The sequence below is a fragment of the Natronobiforma cellulositropha genome (assembly GCF_025629245.1).
GTDB lineage: Archaea > Halobacteriota > Halobacteria > Halobacteriales > Natrialbaceae > Natronobiforma > Natronobiforma cellulositropha.
This window is the reverse complement of sequence record NZ_JANZXN010000030.1, coordinates 64,455-81,326: the sequence shown is the minus strand read 5'-3', so window position 1 is coordinate 81,326 and position 16,872 is coordinate 64,455. Positions and strand designations below refer to the sequence as shown.

Here is a 16,872-nt window from a genome sequence, read left to right as displayed (position 1 = left end):
AACGGAAGGCTATTTTACGCTCGCCTGTGAGGCGGTCGTATGCGCTGTGTCGTCGCCACCGAGTACGGTGATCCATCGGTGCTCAGTCTGACCGAGCGCCCGCCCGCCGACCTCGCTCCCGACGCGGTTCGCGTCGACGTCGCCGGCGCTGGCGTGAACTTCGCCGACATCGAGAAACGCCGCGGTCGGTATCACGGCGGTCCGGAGCCACCGTTCGTCCCCGGCATGGAGGTCTCGGGAACCGTCCTCGAGGTCGGCGAGGCGGTCGACTCCCACTCGCCCGGCGACGAGGTCGCGTGTATCCTCCCGGACGACGGCGGCTACGCCGAGACCGTCGTCGCCCGCGCGCCCTTCGTGTTCGACGCGCCCCCGGGTGTCGGCCTCGTCGAGGCTGGCGGCACGCTCATCCAGTGTCTCACCGCCCACAACGTCCTCCACGAGTGGGGCGGCGTCGCGCCGGATCACACGGTCGTGGTCACCGCTGCCGCCGGCGGCGTCGGCTCGATCGCCGTCCAACTCGCGAGCGCTGCCGGTGCGACCGTCGTCGCCGCCGCGTCCACCCAGGAGAAACTCGAGTTCGCGAGCGCTCACGGCGCAGCCCACCTCGTCAACTACGAGGAGACCACCCTCTCGAGCGCTCTCGAGACGATCACCGACGGCGCGGGTGCTGACCTCCTCCTCGACGGCGTCGGCGGCCGCGTCTTCTCTGACGGTCTCAGGGCGCTCGCCCCCGGCGGCGTCGCGGTCTCCTTCGGCGTCTCCTCCGGCGACGTGCCGACGGTCGCTACCCCACGGCTGCTCTACGCGAACACCTCGGTCGTCGGCTACCACCTCATCCGCGCGCTCGAGTCGATTCCCGAACGCGTCCTCGCCGCGAGAGAGCCGCTCTACGACCTCCTCGAGTCGGGCGACCTCACGGTCACCGTCGCCGAGACACACGACCTGGCGGATGCCCCAGCGGTCCACGCGGGCATCGAGGCTCGAGAGACCCGCGGCCGGACCGTGCTCGTTCCCTGACGGCTGCGACACTGCCCACTCCTCGCCACCAGCCGCTCGTACGGGCTGGTCCCGTTCCACTACTCGAATCCGTGTGCACGTATTCAGCCCAAATATATATGTCAGTCGAACCTGTCATTTCTGCGGTTTCGTGCGGTGGCAACCGGTCGGCCCGGTCAGCATCGTCGGTCTCTTCCAGTGGCTGCGTCTCTGCCCCACGCAAATCTCCTCTGTCACCCTGTTTTCGCTCGCTTCGTTCACCTGCTCGTTCCATTTTCGCCCCGACCCACCTTCGGTCTCGAGCGCAATTGGGACACCTCGTCAACAGATCACGCACCATTGATACTATCTGGAACCTCTTCGAATCGCGTCTCATCAGTAGGTTGATCTCTGGTGTGTGACTGTCACCGCGAGTGGGGACCAGCTACTTGGCCGAATCCGTGGATGGTCGAGACGGCATGTTCGCCCACCCACACCGACCGCCCGGTTCGAGACCGTCTTCACTCGAGCGGACGATCTCACCGCTGTCACACCGGCCGCTTCGCGCTCGCTACCGGGTGGTTGCCCGATGACCGACTTCGGCTACCACGCCTCGCACGAACAGTTCGCGCCGAGTGACCTCCTCGAGTGCGTCCGTCTCGCAGACGCGTGCGGGTTCGAGCACGCGATGGCCTCCGACCACTTCCACCCCTGGAGCGAGCGCCAGGGCGAGTCGGGGTTCGTCTGGTCGTGGCTCGGCTCGGCGATGGAGGCGACCTCGATGACCTTCGGGACGGTCAACGCACCCGGCTACCGCTACCACCCCGCGATCGTCGCGCAGGCGGCGGCGACGCTCCGCGAGCAGTACCCCGAGCGGTTCTGGCTCTCGGTGGGCAGTGGCCAGCTGCTCAACGAGGGTGTGGTCGGCACCGACTGGCCGGTCAAAGCCGAGCGAAACGCCAGACTCGAGGAGTGTGTCGACGTGCTGCGTCGCCTCTGGGACGGCGAGACCGTCACCCACCACGGCCGGGTGACCGTCGAGGAGGCGACGCTGTTCACTCGCCCGGAGACGCCGCCACCGGTGATCGGTGCGGCGCTCTCGACGGAGACGGCGGCCTGGTTGGCCGAGTGGGCCGACGGCATGATCACGGTCGGCACGCCCGACCAGGAGGCAGACGCCGCCCGCGTCGAGGCGTTTCGCGAGCGCGCTCCCGAGAAACCGGTCTACCTGAAGGTCCAGCTCTCCTACCACGAAGACGACGCACGCGCACTCGAGGGGGCCGTCGACCAGTGGCGGAGCAACTGCGTCCCGGGACCGGTCACCCAGGAGCTACGGACGCCCGCCTCGTTCGACGAACTCAGCGAGGAAATCGGCGAGCAACAGGTCGAAGCGAACGTCCGCGTCTCCGCCGATCTCGACGACCACCTCGAGTGGCTTCGCGCCGACGCCGACCTCAGTGTCGACCGCTGTTACCTCCACAACGTCAACACCGAGCAGGAGGCGTTCATCGAGACGTTCGGCGAGGAACTCCTCGAGGAGTTCTCATAGTGACCGTCGCTGAATTCTTGACTATAGAACACTATAGGTCTATATAGGTGGACAAAATAACACTCTTTGGAGGTATATATGCTATGTCTATCCTCAAATTCTGGTAGTTTTCCTGCACATGGGAAATACTTATACCTATCGCTATCCCAGTGCCGTTGATGACGACAGGATCGTCCGACCGGTCGCCCTCTCCGGCTGACCGGCCCCGCGGGAGCCTCTCCGTCGAACGGGTGGGTTCCCTGCTCACGGCTGCGTCGGCTGCCGGTTTCACGCTGTCGGCGTCCGGAACCTTCCTGACCGTCACCGACGAGTTCGTCTCGCTGGTTGGCCGACCGCGCGCTGCGCTCCTCGAGACGTCACTCTCGAGCGTCCTTGCGGGCGAGGGGACGGCCGAGACGGTACTGGCCGCCGTCGACGCTGACGCCCACTCGAGACCGACGTTCACGTTTCGAACCGGTGGCGGTGACGCCGTCGACTGCGAGGTCCACCTCGAGCGAGTCGACCACGCCGGAGACGAGAACGCGGCCCTCGTCGGCATCGTCACCGGTGAGTCCCCTCCGTCGGCGCTCGGGTCTTCACCGGTGGCGTCGACGTACGGGAAGACGTTCGCAGCACTGGCGGCGGCCGTCCCTGACGGGATCATCGTCCTCGACACCGACAGCCGCATCCAGTACGCCAACCCCGCCGTCGAGACCATCCTCGGCTACGCTCCCGACGACCTGGTCGGCGAGCGCATCGTCCGCATTATCCCTGCCCGTCACAGGCGTCACCATCTCGAGGCGGTCGAACGCTACCTCGAGACGGGTGAGCGGCACCGCGAGTGGCAGGCTATCGAACTGCCGGGGAAACACCGGGACGGCCACGAGGTGCCACTCGGCATCTCGCTGGCTGAATTCGTCGCCAACGACCGCCACTACTTCGTCGGGCTATTCCGGGACGTCTCTGCGATGAAGGAAGCCCAGCGTACCCTCGCGGTGAAGGTCTCACAGCAAGAGTCGGTCGCCTATCTCGCCCAGCTCGCCCTCGAGACGAGTGACTTAGACGACTTCTTCGAGAAGGTCGTCGAGATTACCGCTGCGGCGACGGGCGCGGAGTTCTGTCAGCTGCTCGAACTCGACGCAGAGACCGACACCCTCACACTCCGCGCTGGCGTCGGCTGGGGTGACGAGCGCATCGGAACGGATACTATCCCCGCGACGGAGACGACCTCACAGGCGGGCTACACGCTGTGTGCTGGCGAGCCAGTCGTGGTCGAAGACCTCGGCCCGGAGGCCCGATTCACTCACCCCCGGCTCCTGGTCGACCACGGTATCCGGAGCGGCATCACCGTGGTGGTCGGCCCGGCCGACGAGCCCTGGGGCATCCTCGGCGTTCACGACAGCGCACCGCGTCAGTTTCCGGCACACGACGTCGCGGTCTTACAGAGCGTCTCGGTCGTCGTCGCGACAGCGATCGAACGACGGCGCTTCGAAACCCGTCTCAGCGAGACCATCGACCGGGTCGAAGCCTCGAACGAGCGCCTCGAGCAGTTCGCCTACGTCGACAGCCACGACCTGCAGGAACCGTTGCGGACCATCTCGGGCTACCTCGGTCTCCTCGAGCACGGGTACGGCGACGTCCTCGGTGAAGACGGCCGGGAGTTCGTCGACCTCGCCGTCGACGGTGCCTACCGCATGCAGGAGATGGTCTCGAGTCTCCTCGCGTACTCCCGCGTCGAGACGCAGGGTGACGACTTCGAGCGAGTCGACCTCGACGCCGTCGTCGAGTACGCGCTCGCAGACCTCCGGGCACAGGTCGAGGAGACGGCCGCCGAGGTCACCCTCGAGCCGCTGCCGTCGGTCGACGGCGACGCCAGTCAACTCCGCCAGCTGTTCCAGAACCTCCTCTCGAACGCACTCGAGTACGCTGGCGAGGAGCCGCCGCGGGTTCACGTCTCTGCAGAACGTGCGGCTGATTCCTGGATCGTCTCGGTTCGAGACGAGGGCATCGGTATCGACCCCGACGATCACGAGCGGGTCTTCGACGTGTTCCAGCGCCTTCACCGTAACGACGACCACCCCGGAACGGGCATCGGTCTCGCGATGTGCAAGCGGATCGTCGAGCGACACGGCGGCGAGATCCGGGTCGATTCTACTCCCGGTGATGGGGCGACCTTCTCCGTGACGCTACCCGCCAGCCAGACTCGAGTGTCGTGATCGAGCGTTCACCCCTACCGTTTAGTCTCCGGGTGTCCGAGTGTACACATGGCTTCCGGTGTAGACACCGCCGACGTTCGCGTAGGCGTGCGGACGCGCTCGCTCTCGCGGCCGCGGCTCAGGTACGTCCGCCAGCTCGGCGCGACGGACGTCTTCGTCGACCACGCCGACATCGACGAGGAACCGGACGAGTTCAACGATCGCGAGGCCGAGGTCACACTCGAGGTGGGCCGAGACGCCATCCCGACGGTCGGCCAGCTCGAGACCGCGAAGACTCACATCGAGGCGGCCGGGTTGACGTTCGCGGGCATTCAGTCGCTGCCGTACTCGCTCTACGGCGACGTCATGTTCGGGCGTGACGGCCGCGACGAGGCGCTCGCACAGATCACGACGCTGATCCGAAACCTCGGTGAGGCGGGGGTTCCGGTCCTCGGCTACCAGTGGAACCCGCGCGGACTCGTCCCCATGCGCACCGACCCGGTCGAACTCCGGGGCGGGGCCATCGGCACCGGTTTCGACTACGACGACCTCGAGGCTCCCGACGAACTCGCCCCCGGTCTCGACCGGGAGTACACCGAAGCGGAGTTCTGGGACAACTTCGAGTCCTTCCTCGAGACCGTCCTCCCGGTCGCCGAAGCCGCGGGCGTCGACCTCGCCTTGCACCCGGTCGACCCGCCGGTGCTCGAGTCGATGTGTGGGATTCCACGGCTCTGTCGGAGCGTCGAGACCTTCGAGCGGGCGATGGATCTCGTCCCGAGCGAGAACCACGGCCTGAAGCTGTGTCTGGGCTGTTTCTCCCAGATGGGCGAGGACGTCACCGACGTGCTCCGCCGGTTCGGTGCGCGCGAGCAGATCGTCTTCGTCCACTTTCGAGACGTCGTCGGCACGGTCCCGCGCTTTCACGAGACGTTCGTCGACGAGGGCAACTTCGACACTGTCGAGGTCGTCAGAACGCTCCACGAAATCGGCTACGATGGTGTCGTCATCCCCGACCACGTGCCGCTGATGGAGGGCGACGACGACTGGCGACACCGTGCTCGTGGCTTCACCGTCGGCTATCTCCGGGGCGTCATCGACACCGTCCGGGCCGACCTCGAGTCGGCCTGAGAGGCGTCCCACCAGCGCGTTCGTTCCCCCGGTATCCGTCTTCGCGCGCAACCGGTCAGGACTCCGGGGCTGTACAGTGGGTGATTCGCTCGAGACTGCCGAGACACTGGTGGCGACGGTGCCATACAGGGTATCCGGTAGCACGGGGGTCTGTAGTGTCTGACACTGACGTGTGGTCAAAAATAACAAATATATGGACTATACGGGGAGAGAGGGGGAAGCCGTCTCGAGATGTGGTTTCGACCCCACTGTGTCTCTGCTGGGGGACTTCGTCGGTGACAGAAAGGGCGGAACGGAGAACGAACCGGTGTCCCCTCGACCCATGCTACCGCGGTCACTCGTGGTACTGTCTTCGGCCTTCTGTCCTCTCGCCCGTCTGTGACCCCTTCGATCGTACCACCCTTTCGAGTATTCTCTACGGTGTACGTCTCTCTCCGTACGTCGGGGTTCGAGTGCGTGAAGTTCTCACGTCCGTTCACTCGTCCGGGCACCTTCGCGACTGTCGGTGTCTCACGGTCGCCGTCGGCAGGTACGAGGCGGCCGCCCCGACGTTTGGACCGACAGAAAGCTCGAGTGACGCTGTGCCATCTCACAGCATTCTCACTGAGGCGTGCTCACTCGGCCAGAGATTGGATACCGTTCCGAACGCATGGTACTCTTCCCCACGAATCCTGCTACACATTCACACGTCTGCTCGAGCGGGTGAACGGGTGAAATCCACCTCCCATTACAATACTATGGTTGTAACGGGGGCTGAGAATCGGTCCCGGCGGGTGCCCCTGACGGGCAGACGCATTCTGTCCATCAGAACACAGAGGCCAGTACTCGTCACCGTCGCTCGAGCGTGTACCGGCCGACTCCACTGGCACGTGTGTCCCGCCCCCGTCGACGGCCGGTTCACCGGTGGTCCCCGGGACGGTGGCGTTCAGACACACACAATACTCGACTCCGAGTACCTGTTCGTCGTCGCCCGTGAACCGTTCGGCCAACTGGGCGAAATCTATTTAAAAGATACCCCGAGATACGTACAGACGAGTATGGTACGCGTAGGACTGATAGGCGTAGGTGGAATTGCAAATCATCACAAACCGGCGTTCGAACGGTTCCCGGACCGGGTACAGCTCGGTGGCGTCTGTGACGTCGACGAGGCGGCAGCGGGCGAGTTCGCGGCGGCGTTCGACGTCGACCACTGGAGCGACTACGAGGTGTTTCTCGAGGAGACCGACGTCGACGCCGTCGACATTCCGTTGCCACACCACCTCCACTACCCGGTCGCGAAGGCCGCACTCGAGGCGGGCAAGCACGTGCTCGTCGAGAAGCCCTTCGCCACGTCGCTCGCCGAGTGTCTCGAACTGGTCGAACTCGCCGAGGAGCGCGACTGTCGGCTCATGGTCGGACAGATGCAGCGATTCTATCCGCCGTACCGCGCGCTGAAGGAGGCAGTCGACCGGGGAGACCTCGGTGCGATCAGGCACGCGAGGTGTGACGCCCTCGTCAACCAGGAGGACATGGTCCCGCCGGGCCACTGGCTCTACGACGGGTCGATGTCCGGTGGGGGCGGCATCATCGGGTACAGCGTCCACAAACTCGATCTGTTGCGCTACTTGCTCGGCGACGTCGAGCGAGTGGTGTCCTGGGAACGGGAGGTGAACGACGCCTTCGACGACGCGGAAGACTACTCGCTCGGCTTGCTCGAGTTCGAGTCCGGGACGGTCGCGGACTTCTTCGTCACGCTCTCCGCTGGCGCGATGCCGTACACGGAGATGTTCTGGTTGCTCGGTGACGAGGGAGCGATGCACACCCTTCCGGAGGGGACCCAGCGCGAGGGCTACGTCGGGCTTCCCGACCCGCGGATCAACGCCGCCAACGACCCGGAGCGCCGGAAGACGTTCGAGACGCTGACCGCGCCGGCGACCGACCTCCCGTCCGAGAACGCGTTCGTCAACGAGATCCTACACTTCGCCGACTGCATCGAATCCGGTGCGGAACCGATCTCGAGCGGCCGGGACAATCTCGGAACGATGGCGACTATCGAGGCCATCTACCGGAGCGCTGCGAACGACGGGGAGGCGACGACGATCGACGACGTCTACGCCGACGCCCGGGAGGCCCTGCGCTGATGGGACTCGACGTGACCGAGGCAGACGGCTCGATCGGCGTCTACCTGGACGACACCCTCCTGACGCGCTACCTCGCGGAACCCGACGGGAGCAAGCCCGGCTTCGACGTCGTGGCGCTCCCACCTGGGACCGAGACGAAGCCGGGCGAGAACCTGATCGTCTCCTCCCCCCACGACCACCCCTGGCACTTCGGGCTGTTCTTCTGTCAGAAACTCGTCGACGGGATCAACTGCTGGGAGTCGGAGATCAACGCGGCCACCGGCCGGGCCTACGGCTACGCCGACCCGGACGGCTACACGCTCGAGACGTCGACGGAGGGCGTCTCGATCGACCAGACGGCGACGTGGAAGACGAACGAGGGCGACCCGCTCGTCGCAGACCGGCGGACGATCGGCGTCTACGAACCCGACGCGGAGGGCTACCTCGTCACCTGGAAACAGACGGTGAGCGCGCTCGAGGAGACCCGGCGGCTGTCGAGCGAGACGCTCCACGGCCACTACAGTGGCCTGAGCCTGCGCTTCGCGCGGAGTCTGACGGATGGACGGGTCCGACTCCCGGACGGTGTCGATCCGGGAACCACCACCCCGCCGCGGGCCGTCGACGGTCCGGCCGGGGCGTGGTGTGATTACACCGGCCCACTCGACGGAAAGACCGACGCTGGCGAGCCCTGGCGCGCCGGAATCACGATGTTCGACCACCCCGACAACGACCCGCACCCGGTCAACTGGTTCATCATGACCGAACCGTTCGGCTTCCTCGCGGCGAATCCCACCTGGCGGTCGGTGCTGACGCTCGAGGCGGGCGAGTCACACTCCTGGCGGTGGGGTCTCTGGGTCCACGACGGCGAACCGGACGAAGACCGGATCGCAGACGAGTACGACCGGTTCCAGGCCCTGCTGGCGGAGTGAGCACGCTGGGCCGTCGGCCAGTGTGACGGTGTTCGCGCTCGACGGGTCGCACACGAGACGACGGACGCTACTGCGGTGCTGGGGGATACCCGCTGCTCGTCGCCCTCCGTGACGGCACCCCCGTTTTTCGAACACAGTGTCACGGTGTACCACGCAAAAGTATTTCACGCAGTGGTGAGTACGCCGACGTGGAGGTTACACGACTGATGAAGATAGGTGCTTTGCGCTCATCGATCCGTTTGAACCGCTCGATCACCAGCTCGAACGCGTCGCCGAGATGGGGTTCGACTACGCCGACGTGACGGACAACCACCCCGGCGGGCTACTGGGCCGGGAGTTCGGCTTCTCGGCGACGGTCAGCCTCGACGACAACCCTGCAGCCGTCAGCGAGCAGTTCGAGCGTCACGGGCTGACCGTGACGAGCGTCTGTGCCCACGCGAACCTGCTCGACCCGGCGGCACCCAGCCGGTACGGCACCGACGAGATCATGAAGGCGATCCGCCTCGCCGACGGTATGGGTGTCGACCACGTGATCACGACCGAAGGCGACCCGACGACGGAGTGGGGTGAAGCGCTCTCCCGGGAGGAACAGCTCTTCACCACCGCAGAGAAGCTCTACGAGCCGGTCCGCCTGGCCGACGCGCTCGACGTCGAGTTGCTCATCGAAACCCACGGCGCGGTGACCGACCCGATCGACGGGATGGAGGCGTTGCTCGAGCGACTCGAGTACCCCGACACGGTGGGGATCAGCCTCGACACCGGCAACGCCTGGCTCGGCGGCGCCGATCCGGCGGAGTTCGCCCGGACCTTCGACGACCGAATCAAGCACGTCCACTGGAAGGACATTCCGGAGGACTGGGCGGACCAGCGTGGTGAGATCTACGGCTGTGGAATGAGTCCGATCCCGCTCGGTGAGGGGGTCGTCGACATCGACGGCGTCTACGACGCACTCGAGGGGCGCGTCGAGTACACGACGCTCGAGATCGCCGGTGACGACAATCTGGCGGCGAGTCGGGAGTACCTACGGGCACTCGGTGCGGAGTGAGCCGGCCACGCTCGTCCTGGCGGGCGTGGATTTTGTAGAGCAGAACAAGCCCTATATTCCTGGCCTCGGTATAGCTGGCTATGGCACGCCAGGAAAACTACCCGATTCGGGCGGTCGAGCGGTCGTATTCGATCGTCGAGTTCTTGCAACGTCGGGAACGCGCCGGTCTCTCGGAGATCGCCGAGGCGCTGGAGATGAACAAGAGTACGGCGTTCAACCACCTCAAGACGCTCGAAGAGCGAGAGGTCGTCTCCGCGGACGAGGGTACGTACCGTCTCGGCCTTCGGTTCTTCCAGATCGGGACGAGCGTTCGCGAGGCGAAAGACATCTTCCGGAAGTCGAAAGCCGAAATCGAGTCGCTCGCCGAGGAGACGGGTGAGCAGGTCAACCTCACCGTCGAGGAGAACGGACGAGGGTGGATCCTCTACCAGCGCAACGGCCAGCAGGCGATCAAAACTGACCTCAACGTCGGGTCGTCGTTTCCGATGCACTGTACGGCCGCCGGGAAGGTGATGCTCGCGGAGATGGACCGTCAACGGGCGCGGCACCTGCTCGAGCAACGGGGGATGGCCGCCCGGACGAAGTTCACGATCACCGACCCCGACGAGTTGCTCGCGTCGTTCGAGGGGCGTGAACGCGGTCAGTGCGTACTCGAGATACAGGAGCGCGTCAGAGGCGTCGCCTCCGTGGCTGCACCGATCATCCGGACCGACGAGACGGGTGCGCTCACCGTCCAGGGGGCGGTCAGCCTCTGTGGGCCTTACAGCAGGCTCAACGACGACGAGGCGTACCGGCACTCGATCGAGAAACAGGTCAGCGATACGGCGCACATCCTCGGGATCAACCTCTCCTATCAGTGATCGGTCGTCGGGAACGGCGGTCTCGACCCCGACTCGTCGCGGGCCGGGTCGCCACCAGAAGTGGGGTACTCAGACGTTGATCGACTGGTTCGAGGGGGCTGTCGGCGTGTACTCGCGGTGTTTGATCGCCACGCCGCTCTCGCGGTCGAAGAGGTGGATCCGCTCCTCCGGGAACGTCACGTGTAGTCGATCGCCCGACTGGATCGAGAGCTCGCCCGACATGCTCGCGGTACAGGTCGTCGACCCCAGGTCGAAGTAGACGAGTGAGGAATCCCCGAGCGGCTCCACCACGGACACCTCCGCGGTGATCGCCGCGGGGTCGTCTCCGGCTACCAGCGTGATGTCTTCGGGTCGGATTCCGAGCGTCACGTCCTCGCCCGCGTGATCGTCGGGGGTGTCCGGCGTCGCCGACAGCGGGAGTTCGAACGAGTCGTGAACGAGCGTCGACCCCGTGACGGTGACCTCGAGGCGGAACTCGACGACGACTTCCTCGACGACTTCTACTGGAACGTCATCGATCGGTATCGCGTCCGCGACGAACTCGGCATGATCTCTTACGCCTACGCGACGATCGGGGTCACCTACAACGAGGCGTTGCTGGCCGAGGCGGGATACGACACCTTCCCGGAGACCTGGTCGGAGTTCAGAGACGACCTGGAGGGTATCCAGGCCGAGACGGACGTCGATTACCCGCTGGTCGAGGAAGGATCCGGAACCACGGCCGCGTGGATCTGGTACCCGTGGGTCGCTGCCAACGGCGGCGACATCATGAACGAGGATCGGACGGAGTGTATCGCCGCTTCCGAGGAGAACGTCGAGGCACTGGAGTTCTTCCAGGAACTCCGCGAGGCGGAACTCGTCGGGACGCTCGAGGAGGTCGGCGCCGAGACCAAGTGGTCGATCCTCAACCAGGAACAGGCCGCGATGGTCACCGGCGGCGGCTGGGTACCCGGCACGACCAAAGACCAGTACCCCGACTTCTACGAGCAGGTCGGCGTCGCCCGGCCCCCACGGCCCGACGACGGGGAGTACGGGAATTTGGTCTTCGGTGCGGGCTACGCGGTGTCGGCGAACTCCGACCACGTCGACCTCTCGGTCGACCTCGTCCAGTACATGCTCGGTGACGGACTCCTCCCGTACCTCGAGGCCGGCGTCGCCCAGCCGATCCGGCAGTACCACACCGACCAGCTCGACCTCTACGACGAGGACGAGCGCTTCCAGCCGTTCCTGGACGCAAACGACGACCGCCTCATCGACTGGCAGTGGGGACCACACTCCCAGGAGATCTTCAACGAACTGTATCCACAGATCGAGGGCGTCATCCACGGCGAAGTCGACGCTCGAGAGGCGCTCGAGACGGCACAACAGCGGGTGAACGACAACGTCCTCGATGGCTGATCACGAGTAAATGAGCAGAGGTTTCCACGAGTACAAAGACCGCATCGGTGGCGCACTCCCAGCGACGCCGTTTTCGGCCGAGAAGCATCCAGACAACCTGGCTGGCTTCCTGTTCATCCTGCCGAATCTGGTCGTCTTCTCGGCGTTCCTGTTCGGCCCGGTCATCTACGCGTTTTACCTGTCGTTCACCGAGTGGAGCATCATCGCCGGTGAGGCGACGTGGATCGGCCTGGAGAACTACCGCGACCTGCTCTATCCGCTCCCCTGGGCGAACGACTGGGCGGTGCTCGACCGGCCAACCGAGAACCTGTGGTGGTACGCCGTCATCAACACGCTCACGTTCGTGATCGGGACGGTACCGCTTGGTATCTTCGGCGGTCTCACAGTCGCGCTGGTGCTCGATAAGCGGATCCGCTTTCGAAAATTCTACCGCACCACGTTCTTCATGCCGGTGATGCTCTCGGGTGCCGTCAGCGCCGTCATCTGGCGGTGGATCCTCTCGGTCGATGGGATCGTAAACTCCCTGCTCGCGCCGGTCGGACTCGACCACGCCTGGGCGGGCGATCCGGCCACTGCGCTCTTCGCCGTGATCATGATCGCCGTCTGGGGCGGCATCGGGTTCAACATGATCATCTTCCTCGCCGGGTTACAGAACATTCCGGAGGAGCTGTACGAGGCCGCCCGGATCGACGGCACGAGCCAGTGGCAACAGTTCCGACACGTGACGTGGCCGAACTTACAGAACACGTACTTCTTCGTCATCGTGCTCGCGATCATCAACTCCTTCCAGGTGTTCGGCATCGCCCAGGCCTTCGCCGAGGGCGGGCCGTACTACTCGACGACCGTGATCGTCGTCCGAATCTACCAGGAGGCGTTCCAGAACGGGAACCTCGGCTACGCGAGTGCGATGGCCTTCATCCTGTTCGTGTTCGTCTTCGCCTTCAGCTACTACCAGTATCGCATTCGCGGCCAGGGTGAGGTGACCTACTGATGCCGAAATCCAACTACGACTATCCGGGATACGAACGGTCGGGCGCGTGGTACTGGCTGAAGACGATCACGCTCTACGTCGCCATCACCATCGGTGCACTCTGGACGATCGGTCCGTTCTGGTGGACGCTCACGACGGCGCTGTCGGCCGACCCCGGTGCCGGTATCGTCGCGATCGTTCCCGAGACCGTCACGTTCGCCAGCTTTTCGGCCCTCTTCGATCAGGTTCCCGTTGGCCGATGGTTCTTCAACGCCTTCGTCTTCGCCGGGGCGGTCACCATCTTCAACGTCACGTTCGACAGTCTGGCTGGCTACGCCTTCGCGAGACTCGACTTCGTCGGACGTGATCGGCTCTTCCTGTTGCTCATCGCGACGATGATGATCCCGGGGATGGTGACCATGATTCCGGTGTACATCATCCTCTCGGAACTCGGCTGGATCAACACCTACCGGGGCCTGATCGTGCCGTTCATCGCCAGTCCGTTCGGCATCTTCTTGCTCCGCCAGCACTTCCTCGGCCTTCCGGAGGCCCTCGGCGAGGCCGCCCGGCTAGATGGCTGCAACAAGTTCCGCGTCTTCTACCACATCTACCTGCCACTCGCGAAACCGGCGGTGGCGACGCTCGTCATCTTCACGTTCATGTTCACCTGGAACAACTTCGAGTGGCCGCTGATCATCGCGACCTCTCAGGACATGTTCACGCTCCCCGTGGCGCTCTACACGGTCCGTGGGCAGTACGTCGACAACTGGGGTCTCGTCATGGCTGCGGCGACACTCATCGTGATTCCGCCCGTCATCGCGTTCCTCTCGGCACAGAAGTACTTCATCCGTGGGATGACCCTCAGCGGATTCAAAGGGTAGTCCCACCTCTCGACTCGAGCGTACGCCTCTCTCACGCCGAAAACGCTTTGATCGTTCCGGCCATCGCACAGCATAGCATGGGGAGGACTCGACCACCGGGCTTGAAACGACCACTCACCGCGACCGTCAAGGTCGGCTACCGCGAAATCGTCTCGATCATCCTGCTGAGTGGTGCCTTCTGGCTCGCGGTGCTCCCGATTTTCACCAGCGGGGCCGCCGTCCTCTCGCTCGCGGCGTCGATGCGTTCGATCTACGACGGCACGGCCCCGTCGGGGGAACGCGCCCGACTCCGAGCGTTCGCCGGCGGCGTTCGCTCGAGCGTCGTCCGTGGCCTGCCGATCACTGCCATCCTCGTCGTCACGGTCGGAAACACCGTCGCGTACACGCTGCTCGGAATCGCCGGGCAGGTCCCCGAGTTCCTCCTCGCGGGTCTCGCCGGTCTCTACCTGTGTCTCCTCGTCACGGTGTTCGTGAGTCGCGTCGCCCACCTCGAGGCCGACGCGGGCGACGGACTGCTGGCGGCCACGCGGGCGACCCTGCGGTCGTGGCGCGCCCATCCACACGTGGCGGTCGTACACCTCACCATCGTTGCCCTCTGTGGCGTGGTCTCGTTCGCCTTCCCGGTCTTCCTACTCTTTCTCCTCCCCGGCGGTGCGATGTTGCTCGAGATCACCAGCCACACCGAGTTGCGCGGAGAGAACCCCACACAGGTGCTGAGTCGGTACCGGATGCCAGCATGACGGGCGTCAGAACACACCTCGTCTCGCTCGTCCCTCCGGCACTGCTCGCCGTCATCCTCGGCTTCCACCCGGCGTACCTCCTGGCGATGGTCGCCGGCGTCCTCCTGCCCACCGTCGACGCGCTCGACGAGCGACTCCACCGTTCCTGGCTCTTTCACACGTTTCTGGTGCCGGCGATTCTCTACGAACTGCTGGTCCAGTCGGGTGTCGACTCGGCGTTGCCGGCCGCGGTCGTCGCACTTCACTTTCTCACGATCGGCATGCTCTTTCACTTCGTCTTCGACTTCGTCTATCCCAAGGAGATGTCCCACGAGGGCACGGAGTGGCCGGTCCAACCGACCATCTGGTCGGCTCCGTGGGGGCTGTTCTGGCTGGGGCTGGCCTGGCTCTTCCAGTGGTTCGTCTACCTCGCACCGGCGTTTCTCCCCTGGCTCGTCACCTCGCTGTGACCGACAGACGTATCGGCGACTCCCCGGGGGTCGTCTCGATACTCGCGCAACGAGCGACTAGCCGACGACTCTCCGCCCGCCGCTCCTCTCTCGTAGCTGAACAGTTCGCCCGGTCGCTATCCGATCTGTGTCCGACGCTCGCTCGAGCAGGTGGTGACTCGTTTCTCTTGCGTAATTATCGGCAAAGCAACTGCATAGACAACAGTACAATCTACACACCAATATCGGTGACCACGTAACTGCGGCAGGGAGGCCCTCGAGAGACCGATAAAGGGCTGTAGACTTCCCACCAATCTTCATCTCCCCACATATGACTAAAACTACAGATATCTGCTGTACTGATAACACTCGAAACGTGACGGGATCTCATCGCAACGCACTGCCTGCATGCTGTGTGCGGACTCCGGGTACGCGCTCGTATCGACTCCCTGTCACCGCTGGCCGTCTGCACATCCGACGCTGCTCTCGAGGGTGTCGTCTCACCCGCTCACTGCTCGAGTGAGACCCGGTCGACCGTCTCCTCGAGCAGTTCCTGGACGGCCACCGGCTGGCCCGTCCGCGAGCTCTCGATCGCTGCGGTGATCAGCGCCATCGACTGGAGGTTGTCCGTGACGTTGGTCGCCATCGGCTCGCCGCCCTCGAGCCACGCGACGAACGCCTCGACGAGCCAGGTGTTCGCCCACTTCTCCTGGTCTGCGAGCGGGAGGTCCTCGCTCGTCCCCTGCACGCTCTCGCCGAACGTTGCCTCCATCTCGGGGTCGTAGGCGTAGCACTCGAGTTCGCGCTCGTCCAGGACGAGCGTCGCGTCCCGACACTCCGCCCGGACGTACTCCTGGCCCCAGCCGTTGAGTCCCGCAGCGTTCGTCTTCGCGCCCTCGTAGGTCGCGCGGGTTCCGTTCTCGAAGGTGAGCTGGACGAGCGCCTGAGCGTCGCCGGCGTACTCACCCCACTCGGGGAGCCACGTCTGGGCGTAGAGCGTCTCACAGCGTGCATCTGCCAGGTCCGCTAAGATGTCGAGGTGGTGGACTGCCCCCTCGACCATGAGGGTGTCCTCGATGTCGTGGCGAAACGCTCCCCAGCTTCCGTAGCTCCGGCAGTTGCAGGTGAACCGACAGACGAGGTAGTCGAGCGGGCCGTACACACCCGAGCGAAGCGCCCGTCTGAGCGTCGTCTTGTCCCGATCGAACCGGTGGCTCATCGTCACACCCATCTTCGCCCCCGCGTGTTCGACCTTCGTCGCGATCCGCACTGACGCCTCGAGCGTGTCCGCGATTGGTTTCTCCGAGAGGATGTCGAGACCGTACTCGAGTGCCGCGTCGACGATCTCCTCGTGGTACGCCGGGGGGACGACCACCGTACAGCAGTCGGCGTCGTGTTCGGCGAACGCCTCGCGGACGTCGGTGTAACACTCGTCTTCGCTGAGTCCGAGGCCCTCGATCGCGTGGACGTGTGCGCGTTCGTCGACGTCGACTGCAGCGACGACCTCGATCAGACCGTCCTCGACGTTCGGCGGGAGAAAGCGCCGACACCACTGCTCACCCTGGCCGCCGGTGCCGACCTGTATGAGTCGCTGAGACATACCAGCTACCACGCCGACGGACGCGCAAATAGGTTTCGAACCGAAACCCGCGAACCCCACTTCCCGCCAGCCTTAGCACGCTCCACCCCGTCCACT

At 64.8% G+C, this 16,872-nt stretch carries 15 protein-coding genes; 13 read left to right on the top strand and 2 right to left on the bottom strand.

What is annotated here, in order from left to right:
- Positions 1-39: 39 nt before the first annotated feature.
- The 8 genes from N0B15_RS13365 to N0B15_RS13330 all read left to right on the top strand — a co-directional run bounded on the left by N0B15_RS13365 (position 40) and on the right by N0B15_RS13330 (position 10,759).
- Complete coding sequence (locus tag N0B15_RS13365) at positions 40-1,017, top strand: zinc-binding dehydrogenase (protein WP_263020208.1); 978 nt, start codon at positions 40-42, stop codon at positions 1,015-1,017.
- A gap of 547 nt (positions 1,018-1,564) precedes the next feature.
- Positions 1,565-2,524 (top strand): TIGR03885 family FMN-dependent LLM class oxidoreductase, encoded by a 960-nt coding sequence (locus tag N0B15_RS13360; protein ID WP_263020207.1) that lies wholly within the window; start codon positions 1,565-1,567, stop codon positions 2,522-2,524.
- Positions 2,525-2,682: 158 nt separating this feature from the next.
- Complete coding sequence (locus N0B15_RS13355; protein WP_263020206.1) at positions 2,683-4,719, top strand: PAS domain-containing sensor histidine kinase; 2,037 nt, start codon at positions 2,683-2,685, stop codon at positions 4,717-4,719.
- A gap of 48 nt (positions 4,720-4,767) precedes the next feature.
- The gene (locus N0B15_RS13350; protein ID WP_263020205.1) at positions 4,768-5,826 is read left to right on the top strand and encodes a mannonate dehydratase; all 1,059 of its coding nucleotides are present in this window, start codon (positions 4,768-4,770) and stop codon (positions 5,824-5,826) included.
- A gap of 1,037 nt (positions 5,827-6,863) precedes the next feature.
- A complete protein-coding gene (locus N0B15_RS13345; RefSeq protein ID WP_263020204.1) occupies positions 6,864-7,946 on the top strand; it encodes a Gfo/Idh/MocA family protein in 1,083 nt (360 codons plus the stop codon).
- The gene (locus tag N0B15_RS13340; RefSeq protein ID WP_263020203.1) at positions 7,946-8,854 is read left to right on the top strand and encodes a DUF6807 family protein; all 909 of its coding nucleotides are present in this window, start codon (positions 7,946-7,948) and stop codon (positions 8,852-8,854) included. The genes N0B15_RS13345 and N0B15_RS13340 overlap by 1 nt, the downstream gene beginning before the upstream one ends.
- A 229-nt stretch (positions 8,855-9,083) precedes the next feature.
- A complete protein-coding gene (locus N0B15_RS13335; protein WP_263020363.1) occupies positions 9,084-9,899 on the top strand; it encodes a sugar phosphate isomerase/epimerase family protein in 816 nt (271 codons plus the stop codon).
- 80 nt (positions 9,900-9,979) lie between these two features.
- A complete protein-coding gene (locus N0B15_RS13330) occupies positions 9,980-10,759 on the top strand; it encodes an IclR family transcriptional regulator (protein WP_263020202.1) in 780 nt (259 codons plus the stop codon).
- A 69-nt stretch (positions 10,760-10,828) separates the two neighbouring features.
- Here the strand turns inward: N0B15_RS13330 and N0B15_RS13325 are convergent, their stop codons facing one another.
- A complete protein-coding gene (locus tag N0B15_RS13325) occupies positions 10,829-11,128 on the bottom strand; it encodes a TOBE domain-containing protein (protein WP_263020201.1) in 300 nt (99 codons plus the stop codon).
- Positions 11,129-11,191: 63 nt separating this feature from the next.
- On the opposite strand from N0B15_RS13325, the gene N0B15_RS13320 reads away from it, so the two are divergent.
- The 5 genes from N0B15_RS13320 (at position 11,192) to N0B15_RS13300 (ending at position 15,197) form a co-directional block, all read left to right on the top strand.
- Complete coding sequence (locus tag N0B15_RS13320) at positions 11,192-12,157, top strand: extracellular solute-binding protein (protein WP_263020200.1); 966 nt, start codon at positions 11,192-11,194, stop codon at positions 12,155-12,157.
- Positions 12,158-12,167: 10 nt separating this feature from the next.
- Positions 12,168-13,148, top strand: coding sequence for a carbohydrate ABC transporter permease (locus N0B15_RS13315; protein WP_263020199.1), 981 nt, complete (start codon positions 12,168-12,170; stop codon positions 13,146-13,148).
- A complete protein-coding gene (locus N0B15_RS13310; RefSeq protein ID WP_263020198.1) occupies positions 13,148-14,008 on the top strand; it encodes a carbohydrate ABC transporter permease in 861 nt (286 codons plus the stop codon). Before N0B15_RS13315 ends, N0B15_RS13310 begins: the two co-directional genes overlap by 1 nt.
- A gap of 101 nt (positions 14,009-14,109) precedes the next feature.
- Positions 14,110-14,748, top strand: a complete 639-nt coding sequence (locus N0B15_RS13305) for a hypothetical protein (protein ID WP_263020197.1) — start codon at positions 14,110-14,112, stop codon at positions 14,746-14,748.
- On the top strand, positions 14,745-15,197 hold the full coding sequence (locus N0B15_RS13300) for a hypothetical protein (RefSeq protein WP_263020196.1): 453 nt from the start codon (positions 14,745-14,747) through the stop codon (positions 15,195-15,197). Before N0B15_RS13305 ends, N0B15_RS13300 begins: the two co-directional genes overlap by 4 nt.
- Positions 15,198-15,684: 487 nt before the next feature.
- On the opposite strand, the gene N0B15_RS13295 is transcribed toward N0B15_RS13300, so the two are convergent.
- Positions 15,685-16,776 carry a Gfo/Idh/MocA family protein gene (locus N0B15_RS13295; RefSeq protein ID WP_263020195.1) on the bottom strand — a complete coding sequence of 364 codons (1,092 nt, stop codon included), beginning with the start codon at positions 16,774-16,776 and terminating at the stop codon, positions 15,685-15,687.
- Positions 16,777-16,872 lie beyond the last annotated feature (96 nt).